At 64.3% G+C, this 15146-nt stretch carries 11 protein-coding genes and 1 tRNA gene; 4 read left to right on the top strand and 8 right to left on the bottom strand.

Features of this window, described 5'->3' with window-relative positions; translation table 11 throughout:
* The first annotated feature begins 2 nt into the window (after window positions 1–2).
* Window positions 3–1082: a DUF1513 domain-containing protein gene (locus ABD923_RS13270; RefSeq protein WP_259549804.1), complete on the top strand. Its 1080-nt coding sequence runs from the start codon at window positions 3–5 to the stop codon at window positions 1080–1082.
* 32 nt (window positions 1083–1114) lie between these two features.
* Here ABD923_RS13270 and ABD923_RS13265 read toward each other — a convergent pair.
* Window positions 1115–1190: transfer RNA gene (locus ABD923_RS13265), tRNA-Ala, on the bottom strand.
* 146 nt (window positions 1191–1336) lie between these two features.
* Between ABD923_RS13265 and ABD923_RS13260 the strand changes: the two genes are divergently transcribed.
* Window positions 1337–1936: a rhodanese-like domain-containing protein gene (locus ABD923_RS13260; protein ID WP_259549805.1), complete on the top strand. Its 600-nt coding sequence runs from the start codon at window positions 1337–1339 to the stop codon at window positions 1934–1936.
* A gap of 261 nt (window positions 1937–2197) precedes the next feature.
* Here the strand turns inward: ABD923_RS13260 and ABD923_RS13255 are convergent, their stop codons facing one another.
* The 3 genes from ABD923_RS13255 to uvrB form a co-directional block, all read right to left on the bottom strand.
* Window positions 2198–2767 (bottom strand): hypothetical protein, encoded by a 570-nt coding sequence (locus ABD923_RS13255; protein WP_345229506.1) that lies wholly within the window; start codon window positions 2765–2767, stop codon window positions 2198–2200.
* A 736-nt stretch (window positions 2768–3503) separates the two neighbouring features.
* Window positions 3504–4292, bottom strand: coding sequence for a toll/interleukin-1 receptor domain-containing protein (locus ABD923_RS13250; protein ID WP_259549808.1), 789 nt, complete (start codon window positions 4290–4292; stop codon window positions 3504–3506).
* 24 nt (window positions 4293–4316) lie between these two features.
* Window positions 4317–6509 carry an excinuclease ABC subunit UvrB gene (uvrB, locus tag ABD923_RS13245; protein ID WP_310796404.1) on the bottom strand — a complete coding sequence of 731 codons (2193 nt, stop codon included), beginning with the start codon at window positions 6507–6509 and terminating at the stop codon, window positions 4317–4319.
* A gap of 401 nt (window positions 6510–6910) precedes the next feature.
* Here uvrB and ABD923_RS13240 point away from each other — a divergent pair, with 401 nt between their 5' ends.
* Window positions 6911–7222, top strand: coding sequence for an ETC complex I subunit (locus ABD923_RS13240; RefSeq protein WP_259549809.1), 312 nt, complete (start codon window positions 6911–6913; stop codon window positions 7220–7222).
* 347 nt (window positions 7223–7569) lie between these two features.
* Here ABD923_RS13240 and ABD923_RS13235 read toward each other — a convergent pair whose 3' ends face one another.
* From ABD923_RS13235 to ABD923_RS13220, 4 genes are all read right to left on the bottom strand, one after another.
* Window positions 7570–9273: an ABC transporter ATP-binding protein gene (locus ABD923_RS13235; protein WP_222189484.1), complete on the bottom strand. Its 1704-nt coding sequence runs from the start codon at window positions 9271–9273 to the stop codon at window positions 7570–7572.
* Window positions 9273–10226 (bottom strand): ABC transporter permease, encoded by a 954-nt coding sequence (locus ABD923_RS13230; protein WP_259549810.1) that lies wholly within the window; start codon window positions 10224–10226, stop codon window positions 9273–9275. Before ABD923_RS13230 ends, ABD923_RS13235 begins: the two co-directional genes overlap by 1 nt.
* 10 nt (window positions 10227–10236) lie before the next feature.
* Window positions 10237–11199 carry an ABC transporter permease gene (locus tag ABD923_RS13225; RefSeq protein WP_259549811.1) on the bottom strand — a complete coding sequence of 321 codons (963 nt, stop codon included), beginning with the start codon at window positions 11197–11199 and terminating at the stop codon, window positions 10237–10239.
* A 477-nt stretch (window positions 11200–11676) separates the two neighbouring features.
* Window positions 11677–13266, bottom strand: coding sequence for an ABC transporter substrate-binding protein (locus ABD923_RS13220; protein ID WP_259549812.1), 1590 nt, complete (start codon window positions 13264–13266; stop codon window positions 11677–11679).
* Window positions 13267–13799: 533 nt separating this feature from the next.
* Here ABD923_RS13220 and ABD923_RS13215 point away from each other — a divergent pair.
* The gene (locus ABD923_RS13215) at window positions 13800–15146 is read left to right on the top strand and encodes an efflux RND transporter periplasmic adaptor subunit (RefSeq protein ID WP_259549813.1); all 1347 of its coding nucleotides are present in this window, start codon (window positions 13800–13802) and stop codon (window positions 15144–15146) included.

Genomic DNA, 15146 nt, shown 5'->3' with positions numbered 1-15146 from the left:
CCATGACGACACGACGCGGATTCCTTGCAAGCCTTGCGGCCATCGCCGCCTGCCCGCGCCCCGGCTGGGCCGACGCAGGCAGCCCCGATTTCCTGAGCGCGGCACGCGCCCCCGATGGCAGCTATCGCCTCTGCGGTCTGACCGGGGCGGGCGAGGTCCTGTTCGACCTGCCGATGCCCGACCGGGGCCATGCCGCCGCCGCCCATCCCGAACGGCCCGAGGCGGTGGCCTTTGCCCGCCGTCCGGGCAATTTCGCGCTGGTGATCGATTGCCGCGAAGGGGCGGTGATCGCCCGGCTTGAAACGCCGGAAAATCGCCATTTCTACGGGCACGGCGCGTTTTCCATGGGCGGCGACCTGCTGTTCACGCCGGAAAACGACCTCGACACGCTGGACGGGGTGATCGGGGTCTGGGACGTGGCCGCGGGGTATCGGCGCGTGGGCGCGTTCCCCTCGGGCGGGGTCGGGCCCCATGACGTGATGCGCCTGCCCGGCTCCGAGCGGCTGGTCATCGCCAATGGCGGTATCGCCACGCATCCCGACACGGGGCGTGTGCAGCTGAACGCACCGACCATGCGCGCGAACCTCGCCTATGCCGATCCCGAAAGCGGCCCGGTCGAGGTGGTGGAACTGGACGTCGCGCTGCGCCAGAACTCCATCCGGCATCTCGCGATGACGCCGTCAGGGATGGTGGCCGCCGCGATGCAATGGCAAGGCAGCGAGGGGGAGCACCCGCCGCTTCTCTTCACCCACGAGCAGGGGCAGGCCCCGCGCCTGTTGTCCGCGCCCGAGGATGCCCACCGCCAGATGCGACACTACGCGGGCAGCGTCTCGGTCTCGGGGGACGGGCGGGACCTGGCCATCACCTCGCCGCGCGGCGGGCTTTTGCAACGCTTCGACCGCGACAGCGGCGCATACCTCGGCGCGGTCGCGTTGGAGGATGTCTGCGGCGTCGGTCCCGACCCGGCGGGGGGCTTCTTCGCCTCGACCGGCACCGGGGTCCTGACGCGCCTGTCGAACGATCGGCCCTTGGCCGAGGCGCATACCCGGTGGGCCTGGGACAACCACCTCGTCGCGGTGTAACCGCGCGGTGTGGACCCGTTTTTCTTGTGGGATGGTGGAGCCGAGGGGAATCGAACCCCTGACCTCGTCATTGCGAACGACGCGCTCTCCCAACTGAGCTACGGCCCCGATGCGCAGGGTTTTGATCCGATTTTTCGCCAGTCGCAATGCGCATTTGCGCCGCAGGTCCCCGTCGGCAGGTCACTTGGAGTCCGGCGCGAGAATGCCTAGGGTGTTCGTGGGAGAGAGCGACACTTGAAGGGAGGATCCCCGATATGCGTAAGGCATTGATGACCCTGTGCGCGCTGGCCTTTGCCGCGCCCGCGCTGGCACAGGACGAGGTCGGCATCACGCCGGACATGATGAGCGTCACGGTCGAGACGGCCAATGGCCCGGTCGAGATCATGCGCAACCAGGACACCTCGGCCACGGTTGGCGCGTTCTGGCAGCAGACCTCGCGCCCCTGTCCGAATTTCTGCATCCAGCCGATGGTGCCCGCGCCGGGCGTGACACCGGTGGGCGAGCTTGAGGTGCTGGAGTTCCTGCAATCGGGCGACGCGATCCTCGTCGACGGGCGCATTCGCCCGCAATACGAGGAGGGCACGATCCCCGGGGCGATCTCGGTTCCCTATACCGAGGCCGCGGACCGGCTGGGCGACCTCGGCTGCGAGGTCGATTTCGACGGCTGGATCTGCGAGGGCGACTTGCCCAACGTCGTGCTGTTCTGCAACGGCCCGTGGTGCGGGCAGTCGCCCACGGCCGCGCGCCGGATGATCGAGGCGGGCTTCCCGGCGGAGAACCTCTACTACTATCGCGGCGGCATGCAGAACTGGAACATGCTGGGTCTGACCGTCATGCCCGGCGGCGCGTCCTGAGCCAGCCGGCCAGCCACACGAAAGGCGACGCGCCCGTCCGGCATGGGCGCGTCGAAGCTCACCCGCCAGGTCTTGGCGGGGATCGCGGTGCCCTTGCCCGTGCGATGCGGGGCCACCGAAAGCCGCGTGCCGCTGAGGTTCGCCGCGGCGCGGGTGCCGTCCGCAAAGACCACCGTCACCGGCCCGTCCTAGGGCGAGTTCCGCGCGCGCCGGGGTAGAGGTGGGAATGGGTGGTCTCGAAATCCTGCATCGACGGCCATGTCAGTTCGACGGCGGCAGGGGCAGATCGAGGCCGGGGGCGGGAGAGATCTCGTACTCGGCGTGCATCTCCATCCCGTTCAGCGTGTAGTCATAGGTCAGCTGCGTGACCTGTCCGGTCGTCGCATCGACGCGGTAGGAGACGGCGAGGCTTGGCCCGAATGTCGGGGTTTCGCCGAGCAGGCCGGTGATGCGCTCCATCGCGCGGCCGTCGAGGGTTTCCGTGGCGCAAGTGGCGCTTTCGACGGCGCCAGCCATCGCCTCGCGCTGCGCGACCATGCCGGCGGCGGCGTCCTCGGGCGGCATCTGCCAGGCGAGCGTCCAGCCGCCCGCGCCGTCCGAGGTCCAGGCCCCGCCGTTGTAATGCAGCGTGTCGGGCATGCCCGCGGGCTCCAGTTGTTGCACGAGGAAATGCGTGTCCGAGACGAAATGCTGGCGATAGACCTGCCGCATCCCCGCGACCATGTTCACGTTCTCGGCGATATAGGGGCCGTCGGCGGTGAGGCTGGTGGCCAGCAGGTCAGACAGCCGCGCGGCGCAGTCATCGGCAAGGGCCGGGGCGGGCAGGGTCATCAGGAGGGCGAGAAGGGGGCGCATGGGCAAAAGCTCTGGTCAGTGAAAAAAGACTGCGCGCAGGATAGCACGAGTTGCAGGGTGTTGCGGGAGTGGGGAAATTCCGAATTTAGATCAGGGAGTTGGCAGGATTTCCCGAGGGGTGCGTACGGTGGATGGTGTTCCGCCGTTTTTCGGTGATCGTAGGGCGGGATTGATCCCGCCATCCGGGGGGCGGCGGGACAAGTCCCGCCCTACAGCGTGAAGAGGCGCAAGCCGCGCGAGGGACGACGCGCGCGGAGGCGCTGCGACGGGTGGTCCGGGGCGGTTTATGGTTGCCAAGTCATTGCAACGTTGGAGCGGCGCGCTTGTGGCAGCCAAAGCGCCGCCGCGTGGTGGGGTGAAGGCTGGTCCGCGCAGCGGCAAACGCTCCGGTGGAGCGTTTGAGGTCTGAACGGGCGAAGCCCCGGCAAGGCGCGATCCAGTGCAACGCGTGGTCAGTGCACAAGCCGCGCGAGCGACGACGCGCGCGGGGGCGCTGCGACGGGTGGTCTGGAGCGGTTTATGGTTGCCAAGTCATTGCTACGTTTGAGCGGGGTGCCTGTGGCTGGCCAAAGCGCCGCCGCGTGGGGGCGCGTCGGCGCTCGCGCGGCGCCTTCGGCGCTGATCGCGCCCCTAATCGTTGAGAGGAAACAGCCAAAAGGACAACATAGAGAGCACTGCTTCGGATAAAATTCTGAGAGAATATTCCGGCATCTTATGCTTGAATATTGGGTAGAGTCCTCCACTCATCGGCACCTTTCTGGTGTAGAATTCCCTCAAACGAATGAAGTGAATTTTCGGCCCATTTTATTCTAATCCTAAGGGGCATTTTTGGCGTTATGCTGCCGCCAATTGAGGCAATAAATATACCATTGTACGTCATGCCGTCGTTAAGTTTTATATCTTTATTAAATCCCTGCCGCGCCATTCCCAAGTCTGGAAGAGAGGCGCTAATTTCCTGTTCGGTATCCTTTGTTAGAATTACAAAGTGGGGGTGTGGTTCAAGGTAATGAGATGCTCTTACGAAGATATCCGTCTCGTTAGATGATATCTTAATGATCTCATAAGAAATATTTGAAAAACCAAGGTGTTGAGGTGTGAAGCTCGAGTTTCCTTGTGCTACATTAACGATTTGCAAAATTGCCGCTTCGAGACCATTGGAGAAAAGGTCAATATAGAGATTTTGAGTTAAAACTGCCGGCATACTGGAGTCATCTATACGAACGGGAATAACCTTACATTTTCCTTGACTGGCCTTGAATAGAGCATTTTGCCATTCCAACTCAACCATTTTGCTCTTAAGGCTATGCTCAGAGACAAAGTAGAAGACTAGATCAGGCGCGCTTAGGCCTTTATTCATCGCATCTATGATGCCGTCACCTGGCTGAATGGACCAAGAATCATAGAAGACGTTTCGTTGTCCAAATATCTCCGCCAGTCGTAACGCAATCGGTTCAACGATCGGTTTGTCGTTATGGTTGTGGCTGAGAAAAATAGAGCTCATAAAAATAACCTTTCTTTCCGTAGTTTACCGCTTCCGCCTCTTCACACCACCCCGTTGCCCCGGCCGTCCGGCCGTGCTCCGCCCCTTCATCTTCTGTGCCTCTTCCACCGCGGCCTCGACCGCCGATTGACGCGCCAGAGGGTCGTCCGACACGGCGAGGTCCACCGCTTCCAGCCGCTTGACCTCGTCCCTCAACCGCGCGGCCTCTTCGAATTCCAGGTTCTCGGCGGCCTTGCGCATCTGTTCGCGCAGGCCGTTCAGGTGCGCTTCCAAATTCGCGCCATGCAGCGGCTTGTCGACCTTGGCGGTGACGCGGTTCATGTCCACGTCGCCCTGGTAGAGGCCGGCGAGCACATCCTCGACGTTCTTCTTCACCGTCGCGGGCGTGATGCCGTGCTCCTCGTTATAGGCCATCTGCTTGGCGCGGCGGCGGTCGGTTTCGCGCATGGCGCGCTCCATGCTGCCGGTGATCTTGTCGGCATACATGATGACGCGGCCCTCGGCGTTGCGCGCGGCGCGGCCGATGGTCTGGATCAGCGAGGTTTCCGAGCGCAGGAAGCCCTCCTTGTCCGCGTCGAGGATCGCGACCAGCCCGCATTCGGGGATATCCAGCCCCTCGCGCAGCAGGTTGATGCCGACCAGCACGTCGAAGGCCCCCAGCCGCAGGTCGCGCAGGATCTCGATCCGTTCGATCGTGTCGATGTCGGAATGCATGTAGCGGACGCGGATGCCCTGTTCGTGCAGGTACTCGGTCAGGTCCTCGGCCATGCGCTTGGTCAGCACGGTGCAGAGCGTGCGGAACCCGTCGGCGGCGACCTTGCGGATCTCGTCCAGCAGGTCGTCGACCTGCATCTCGACCGGGCGGATTTCGACCTTGGGGTCGAGCAGGCCGGTGGGGCGGATCACCTGTTCGGTGAAGACGCCGCCGGATTGCTCAAGCTCCCAGTTGGCGGGGGTGGCCGAGACGAAGACAGATTGCGGGCGCATGGCGTCCCATTCCTCGAACTTGAGGGGGCGGTTGTCCATGCAGGAGGGCAGGCGGAACCCGTGTTCGGCCAGCGTGAACTTGCGCCGGTAGTCGCCGCGATACATGCCGCCGATCTGCGGCACCGAGACGTGGCTCTCGTCGGCGAAGACGATGGCGTTGTCGGGGATGTATTCGAAGAGGGTGGGGGGCGGCTCGCCGGGGGCGCGGCCGGTGAGGTAGCGGGAATAGTTCTCGATCCCGTTGCAGACGCCGGTGGCCTCCAGCATCTCGAGGTCGAAATTCGTGCGCTGTTCGAGGCGCTGCGCCTCGAGCAGTTTGCCCTCGCCCACCAGCTGGTCGAGGCGTTGCTGAAGCTCGGCCTTGATGCCTTTCATCGCCTGCTGCATCGTCGGGCGCGGCGTGACGTAGTGGCTGTTCGCATAGACGCGGATCTTTTCGAAATTGTCGGTTTTCTGGCCGGTGAGCGGGTCGAACTCGGTGATGCTCTCCAGTTCCTCCCCGAAAAACGAAAGTTTCCACGCCCGGTTTTCGAGGTGCGCGGGCCAGATTTCCAGGCTGTCGCCCCGCACGCGGAAGGACCCTCGCTGGAAGGCGGCGTCGTTGCGGCGGTATTGCTGGGCGACGAGATCGGCCATGACCTTGCGCTGGTCATACTCCTGCCCGGCGAACAGGTCCTGCGTCATCGCCCCGTAGGTCTCGACCGAGCCGATACCATAGATGCAGGAGACGGAGGCCACGATGATGACATCGTCGCGTTCCAGAAGCGCCCGCGTGGCCGAGTGGCGCATGCGGTCGATCTGTTCGTTGATCTGCGATTCCTTCTCGATATAGGTGTCGGATCGCGGCACGTAGGCCTCGGGCTGGTAGTAGTCGTAGTAACTGACGAAATACTCGACCGCGTTGTCGGGGAAGAAGCCCTTGAACTCGCCGTAAAGTTGCGCCGCCAGCGTCTTGTTCGGGGCAAGGATGATGGCGGGGCGCTGGGTTTCCTCGATCACTTTGGCCATGGTGAAGGTCTTGCCGGTGCCGGTGGCCCCCAAAAGCACCTGGTTCTGATCGCCCGAGAGAATCCCCGCGCTCAACTCCGCGATGGCCGTCGGCTGGTCGCCTGCCGGTTTGAATTCCGACTGCATGACGAAGCGTTTGCCGCCTTCCAGCTTGGGGCGGGCGCGCACCGCGTCGATCGACAGGCCGGTCTCTGGCATCTGTTCGGGGGAATTGTTGTGCATCGATCCTCTCCGCTGACCCCACAGAAATTGATCGCTTTTTGTTCTTCTTCAAGGGGTGTGCTTTGGGGCCGCGTTGCGACGGGTCCGGCCCGGCGCGCAATCGTTAACGGAAGCTTTCGAAAACCCGGACAATTTGCACAACTTTAAGGAGAATTTCCTGTTGTCGAGAATCAGGCTTGTCAGGTATTTTGATCTGGCAAGCAGCAGAAGCGGTTGCCGGTGTGGGCCGACCACCCACCCACCCCTCGCTCCCTCGGCCCGTGCCGGCAACCCTCTGCCGCTGCCCCTGTCCCGCCGAGTGTCAAAAGACCGAACGACCCAAACGCGCGACAGGTTAGCGTGTTGCCAAGAGGCCGGGTTTTTCGGATAAGCAGGGGCCAGACCAATCAGTGAGGTTGCCCATGCGTGCGCGCATCTACCAGCCGGCGAAATCCGCGATGTCCTCGGGCACGGCCAAGACCCATCATTGGGTCCTGGAGTTCACGCCCCAAAGCCCGCGCCAGATCGATCCCCTCATGGGCTGGACCAGTTCCTCGGACATGGACAGCCAGGTGCGCCTGCGCTTCGACTCGCTTGAGGCGGCCAAGGACTATGCCGAAGAGCATGAGATCGACGCGGTCGTAGTCCAGCCGAAGAAGCGCAAGCCGAACATCCGGCCGCGCGGTTACGGCGAGAATTTCGCGACCGATCGCCGAGGCGCCTGGACGCATTGATGCTGTAAATCGGGGCAAAGTTCTCGCGGACGCAGGCCCCTTTCCATGTCTTGCGTGAAAAATGACCTCGGTGCCTGTACGTCGCCCTGGCGAGCCTCTTGTGGTCGGACCGTGTAGCTGTGGTCTAAGCGCTGTTCGTTACCACTCACACGGATCCTGTGCAGGCTCAAAAAGCCCTCAACGGCCTCATGCCATACGAGTACATCTGCAAAATCCGGCCTTGAAAGCCGGATCGTTTCATCCTCGATCCGATCCAACAGGTGCCGGGACGGAACACCTGGCGGAGACTGGTTCGCCCCAGCCGTCCATCCCCAGCCTTGTGCCCGCTTCGACGCAGTGGGCGAGGCTCAGGCGACGTTCAGACCCTCGTTCGACAGACCGTCGAGCCGCGGCATCAGCGACAACAGGTGCTGCGTGTAGGGATGTTGCGGGGCGCTGAACAGCGTTTCGGTTTCGGCCACCTCGACCAGTTGACCGTCCTTCATGACGCCGACCCGGTCGCACATCTGGCGCACCACGGGCAGGTCATGGCTGATGAACAGCATGGTCAGGTTGAGATGCTCTTGCAGGTCCTTGAGGATGTTGAGGATCTGCGCCTGGATCGACACGTCCAGCGCGCTGGTCGGTTCGTCGCAGATCAGGAACTTGGGCTGCGTCGCAAGGGCCCGCGCGATCGAGATGCGCTGCCGCTGCCCGCCCGAGAACTCGTGCGGGTATTTCAGCCCTGCCTCGGCGCCCAGGCCGACGCGGTCCAGCAATTCGTCCACGCGTGCCTTCAGGGCAGGCCCCGACAGGATGCCGTGATGCCGGGCCGGTTCGGCGACGATCGAGTCCACCCGCATGCGCGGGTTGAGCGAGGAATAGGGATCCTGGAAGATCATCTGGATCTCGCGGCGATACCAGTCGGGCACCCCCGATTTGCCAGCGGTCACGTCCTGTCCGCGGTAGCGCACCGCGCCGCCATCCACCGGGTACAGCCCCGCGATCATCCGCGCGATGGTGGATTTACCCGAGCCGCTTTCGCCGACAAGGCCGAACACCTCGCCCTGCCGGATCTCGAACCGGGCCTGATCGACGGCGGTGAAATATTGCCGGCGCGAGGGCAGGATCGCCCCCTTCGAAAGGAACGTCTTGGTGATGCCATCGGCTTCGATCAGGGGCTTGCCACGTTCCGAGGCGTCGGTGGGCCAGCTGCGCGCAAGGTCCTCGATATGGAACTCGGTCACGCGCCCGCCGTAGGAGATCAGCGGAAAGCGCGCCAGCTTGATCGTGGGGCGCGGGACGGCGGCGATCAGCGACTTGGTATAGGGATGCTGGGGGCGGCCGAGCACGTCCGCCGTGGCGCCGCTTTCGACGACCTCGCCCTGGTACATCACCGTGACCTTGTCGGTGGTGTCGGCAATCACCCCCATGTCATGGGTGATCAGGATCACGCCCACTTGCCGTTCGCGCGCCAGTTCCTTGATCAGGTCGAGGATCTGCGCCTGGATCGACACGTCCAGCGCGGTGGTCGGCTCGTCCGCGATGATCACATCGGGTTCCGAGCACAGCGCCAGCGCGATCACCACGCGCTGCCGCATCCCGCCCGAGAACTGGTGCGGATACTGGTTGACCCTTTCCTGCGGGTTGGGGATGCCGACGCGCTCGATCAGTTCGACCGCGCGGGTCTCGGCCGCGTCCTCGGACAGGTCGAGATGCGCGCGAATGGTCTCGACCAGTTGCTGCTTGACCGTGAAAAGCGGGTTCAGCGAGGTCAGCGGATCCTGGAAGATCATCGAGATCTTCTTGCCCCGCAGCGCCTGCATCGCCTCGGCATCGAGGCCCGAGATCTCTTCGCCCCGGAACCGGATCAGGCCGCCGGCAATGCGGCCGGGGCGTTCCAGCAGGCCCATGACCGCCGCGCCGATGGTGGATTTGCCCGCGCCGCTTTCGCCGACAAGGCCGTGGATCTGGCCGGGCTCGACTGTCAGATGGGCATCCTTGACCGCGACAAAGGTCTTGCGGCGGGTCGGAAACTCGACGGTCAGGTTCTCGATTTCCAGCAGGGACATCAGCGCAACCTCGGGTTCAGGGCGTCGCGAAGCCAGTCGCCCAACAGGTTCACGGACAGGGCAAGGGCCAGCAGCGTCAGGGCCGGGAAGAACAGGATCCACCACTCGCCCGAGAACAGGAAGCCCTGACCGATGCGGATCAGCGTGCCGAGCGAGGGCTCGGTCGGGGGCGCGCCCACGCCGAGGAAGGACAGCGTCGCCTCGGCGATGATGGCCAGCGCCAGCGAAATGGTGGCGATCACCAGAACCGGCGACAGGACATTGGGCAGGATGTGGCGCAGCATGATCGCAAAGGACGAGCGCCCGATCAGCCGCGCGGCCTGCACATATTCCTTGGAGCGTTCGACCAGCGTCGCGCCGCGCACGACGCGGGCGAACTGTACCCAGTCCGACAGGCCGATGGCCAGGATCAGCACCCAGATCGCCATCTGGTCGCGGTATTCGGGCGGGGTGATCCCCTTGGCGATGCCGAAGATCAGCATGGCAACCAGGATCGCGGGAAAGGTCAGTTGCACATCCGCGACGCGCATGATGATCGTTTCGGTCAAACCGCCGACATAGCCGGCGATCAGGCCAAGCGTGACGCCGATCACGAGCGCAAGCGCCACGGCGGCAAAGCCGACGAACAAGGAGATACGCAGCCCGTAAAGGATGGTGGAAAACACGTCGCGCCCCTGGTCGTCCGTACCCAGCAGAAAGCTGTCGCCGGTGAACATGTTGGCCTCGCCCGGCGGGGTGAAGCCGTTCATCAGGTTCAGCGTGGCCGGGTTGAACGGGTCATGCGGCGCGATCAGCGGTGCAAAGACCGCCGACAGAACCAGCAGCAGCACCACGGTCGATGAAAGCAGGGCGACCGGCGAGCGGCGGAAGGAATGGGCCACGTCGCTGTCCCACGCCATCGCAATGCGGGAACGCGCGCGTTCGGCCTGAACGGTGTTCGAGTTGTCTGTCATGTGACGTCCCTCACGTTCTCAGCCGCGGGTCGATCGCGACGTAAAGCAGATCCACGATCAGGTTGATGCCGACGAACATCACCGAGATCAGCATCAGGTAGGCGGCCATCACCGGGATATCGACGAACTGGATCGCGTTGATGAAGAGCAAGCCGACACCCGGCCATTGGAACACGGTCTCGGTGATGATGGCGAAGGCGATGATCGAGCCAAGCTGGAGGCCTGTGACGGTGATCACGGGCACCAGCGTGTTCTTCAGCGCGTGGCGGAAGTGGATCGAGCGGTTCTTGAGGCCGCGGGCGCGGGCGAAGCGGATATAATCGGCGCGCATGACCTCCAGCATCTCGGAGCGCACCAGCCGCATGATCAGCGTCATCTGGTAGAGCCCGAGGGTGATCGACGGCAGAATCAGTGCGACCAGCCCCGATTGCGTCAGAAAGCCGGTGGACCAGCCGCCCACCTGCACCACGTCGCCGCGCCCGAAACTGGGCAGCCATGACAGTTCCACCGCGAACACGTAGATCAGCAGCACGCCGATCAGGAAGGTCGGCAGCGACACGCCGATCAGCGACAGGGTCATGATCGCATTGGCGGCGAAGCCGTCGCGCCGGATCGCTGTGAAGATGCCGAAAACGATGCCGAAGACCATCGCGAACAGGCCCGACACGGCGGCCAGTTCCAGCGTCGCGGGCAACCGTTCGGCGATGATTTCGGCCACGGGTCGCCCCTGCCGGTACGAGATGCCCAGATCGCCCTGCACCGCGCGGACCAGGAAATCCCAATATTGCACGAAGAAGGGTTTGTTCAGCCCGAGGCTTTCGCGGAGTCGCTCGATGTCCTGCATCGTGCGTTCCTGCCCCAGCATCGTGTCGATCGGGTCGCCGACGAAGCGGAACATCGCGAAGGCCACAAGCCCGACGATTAGAAGAACGAGCACCGACTGAAGGATACGTTTGAGGATGTAGCTGACCATCTGCCTGCCGTTTCCGTTGCGGATCGCGCTGTGCTGCACTCTTAAGCAGAAAGGGTCAAGTCGTTACACGGTCACCCGACGCAGCGTTCGCGCGATCTCGGTGAACGACGCATGGTGCCTGTCGAGCAGCACACAGAGCATAGCGTTATGGAGGAGCCGGCGGCGATCTCCATCGCGGCCTGTGGCGCCTCGGGGGCGATCCCGGATTGTGTGACGGGCAGCAACGGGGGCGGAACGCGCAAGCATCACAGCAGCCGTGCGCGCCAGCGGGCACTGGGTTATTTCGGAAACCCTATCGCCAGCTTCGGGTCAGACGAGTCCCGCCCGCGACAAAAGGTTCGCGCATGCGCTGGGGCGTGGCCAGCGTCGCCGTCTCACCCGCGCGTGATCGGCGCTGACGAAATGGCGCGGTCAACACTATGCCCGCGCCAGATGTCGGGGCGGCGACCGGAAACCGCCGCCCCCGTTTGGTCGTGCTTACTCGGCTTCGAAATACTTGAATTTCACCGAGTCGTCGGCATCCACGAGCGTCTCCCAGCCGTCGGCGATGCCCCAGTTCAGGATCTGGTTGTGGATCGGGATGTAGATCATCTCTTCCTCGGCCATTTCCCAAAGCTGGGCGATGGTCTCGTTGCGCACGTCGAGATCGACCTCGGAGGCGAGCGAGACGATCATCTCGTCCATCTCGGCATCCGAGAAGTTGGTGCCATTCCAGCTGCCGCGACCCTCGCCACGGGTGTGGTAAAGGAAGTTGAAGATATATTCCGAGTCGTAGGTCGGAACGCCCCAGCCCAGCATGTAGAAGTCGGTTTCGCCATTGGCGATCAGCGGGAAGTGCTGGGCGCGCGGTAGGGCCGACAGGTTCACCTCGATGCCGATCTGCGCCAGCATGCCGACAGTGGCCTGGCAGATCGCCTCGTCGTTGATATAGCGATCATTCGGGCAGTCCAGTTGCACCGAGAAGCCGTCGCCATATCCGGCTTCTTCCATCAGGGCGTTCGCGGCCTCGATGTCATAGGCGGGGTAGGCATCAAGCGCTTCGGTCCAGCCATTGACCGGGGGCGGCATGATCACGCCGGCCGGGGCCGACTGTCCGCGCATCACGACCTGCTGGATGGCCTCGCGGTTGATCGCGATGTCGATGGCCTGGCGCACGCGGACATCCGACAGCGGGTTGGCCCCCTCGACATTGTCCAGTTCCAGGTCGTCGGCACCCACATTCAGGCCGAAGAAGATCACGCGGTTCTGCGGTGCGGTGATGACTTCCATGCCTTCGGCGTCATTGACGCGCTGCAAATCCTGCACCGGCACGTCCTGGATGAAATCCACCTCGCCGGTCAGCAGGGCGGCAACCCGCGTGGCCGGGTTCTGGATCGGGGTGAAGATGATCTCGCTGACGGCCAGCGGGAACTCACCGATGCCCCAGTAGTCGGGGTTGGCGCTCAGCACCGTGCGCACGTCGGCCTCGCGGCTTTCCAGCATGTAGGGACCGGTGCCGTTGGTGTTGCGCGCGGCATAGGTGTCTTCGCCGGCGGCATAGTCCTGCACCGCCTCGGCACCGTTCGCCTCGGCCCAGCCCTGGTCCATCATCATGATGTTGGTCAGGTTGTTGGGCAGCAGCGGGTTCGGGCCGTCGGTGACGATTTCCAGCGTGTAGGGGCCGGTGGCGCGCACCTCGGAGACCGAGCTGAGCAGTTCCTTGAAGTTCGAGGTTTCCGACATGGCGCGCTCGATCGAGAACACCGCATCGGCGCTGTCGAACTCTTCGCCGCCGTGGAAGGTCACGCCTTCGCGCAGCGTGAAGACCCAGACATTGGGATCGTCTTCGGACGGCTCCCAGCTGGTGGCAAGGCCGGCTTCCATTTCGCCGGCGTGGTTGCGCACGATCAACGGCTCGTAGATCTGGTGCATCAGCGTGGTCGTCGGGCCCTCGTTCTGCGAATGCGGGTCAAGGGTCAGTGCCTCGGCCGCGCGCGCCCAACGCAGGGTTTCGGCCGAAACATCGGCGGCGGTCAGCGCCGTGGTTGCCAGCAGCGCCGCACCGAAGGCGGCTACACGAATGGTCATGGGTATCTCCCTGAGGTTTTGACTGGGCCGGAGTATGGAGAGGATTCCGTGCTTGTCCAGACATGCGCGAAGCGGTTTTCGTTCCGTCATGCGGGGCCGGAATCCGACCTCGCGGCAAAGCGGAATTTGCCGGCCGAACGGTGCTGGCCAGCGGCGTCTTCGTTCGGATCAGGTACGAGGCGGGAGACACCGTCGCGCTCAGGGATGCGGAGTGGCGGTGCCTCGTCCTTAAGACTGCGTTGCCCGACATAGCCTGCGAAATCGAAACCGATCCGGTCGCAGCCTCCACTCCCGCCATGAACCGAAACCGAAACTGGACCACTTCATCGGGGGCGGTCACGGCACCGGCGGAATAGTCCTGTCCCCCCGCCAAAGGCCGAATGCCGCAGCCGCGCGGTCGTTGGCAACGTACGCGTTGCAGGATAGGCAAAACCGGTGACGGAACTCCGCCCCACGTCCGTGTAACATACGTCGCAGGTCGCCGCAGGGACCGCCCATCACCACAACCGCCCTTCCGCAAAAGGACCGCCCCCATGAACCTCAGGCCGCTGCTTGTCATCCCGCCCATCGTTCTTGGGGTGGTCGGGTTCCTCTGGATGACAGGAGGGGAAACACCGCCAGTGGTCACGCGCCCCGAGGCGACGCTGGCGGTGCGCGTGACCGAGGTCACGCCGCAGGCCGTTTCAGCAACCGCGACGGGGTTTGGACGGGTGCAGGCGGTGCGCGAATGGGCCGCCGTCTCCGAGGTCGAGGGGCGCATCGTTTCGCTGGCCGAAGGCCTGGCCGAAGGGACAATCCTGGACGCGGGCCAGGTCATCGCCGAGGTCGACCAGACCGATTACGAGCTTGCCGCGCAACGCGCGCGCGCCAATGTCGCCGCCGCCGAAGCTGCCCTGGCCGAGCTTGACCAGCAACGCGCGAACACCGAGCGCAGCATAGAGATCGAGACGCGTATCCTCGCCGTCGCCCAGAGCGAGGTCGACCGCGCCACCCGCCTGCTGGAGTCCGGCACCGGAACACAGGCCACGCTGGATACGGCCCAGACGGGCCTGCTGGCGCAGGAGACGGCGCTTGCAAGCTTGCAGAACACGCTGGCGCTGTTCGACGCGCAGCGCGCCTCGGCCGAGGCGACGCTGGCCGTGCGGCAGGCCGAACTGGCCGAGGCCGAACGCGATCTGGAGAAGACGACGATCCGGGCACCGTTCCGTGGGCGCGTCGCCTCGGTCGGGGTCGAGGTCGATCAGTTCATCCGCACCGGCGACCAGTTGATCACCCTGCAAGGCACCGAGGCCGTCGAAATCGTGGCCGAGATTCAGCCCAATGCCTTCGGGCCGCTGATTCAGACCGCCCTTGGCGGCGTGTTCGATCCGGGCACCGATGTCGATGCAAGCCGGGTGATCGAGTTCCTGAACGCCGCCGGCGTGACCGCCACCGTGCGCATGGACGTGGCCGTGTTCGAGGCCAGCTACCCGGCCGAGATCGTCCGGTTTCGCGGCACGATCGACGACCAGACAGGCGCCATCGGCCTGGTCGTGCGGGTCGCCGACCCGCTGATGGCCAACCGCGAACGCAATGCCCCGCCGCTGAACGTCGGCGCCTTCGTCTCGGTCGAGTTCGAGGCCGCGGCGGTCGAGGGCGTGATCGCCATTCCCCGCGCGGCGGTGCGCCAGGATGATGATGGCGCGGCCTTTGTCTACATCGCCGATGCCGAGGACCGGCTGGCCCTGCGCCCGATCGCAACCGGCCCGATCCTCGACGATCGCGTCATCGTGACCGAGGGGCTGGCCGATGGCGACCGCCTCGTGCTCAGCGATCCGCAACCGCCCGTGCCCGGCATGGCGCTGACCCCGGTGACCGTCACCGCCGACGGGGGGCGTTGA

It is taken from the genome of [Roseibacterium] beibuensis, from assembly GCF_039542305.1.
GTDB classification, from domain to species: Bacteria; Pseudomonadota; Alphaproteobacteria; order Rhodobacterales; family Rhodobacteraceae; genus Roseibacterium; species Roseibacterium beibuensis.
Note: the sequence above shows the minus strand (reverse complement) of the source record. Positions and strands in the feature narration are given on the sequence as shown.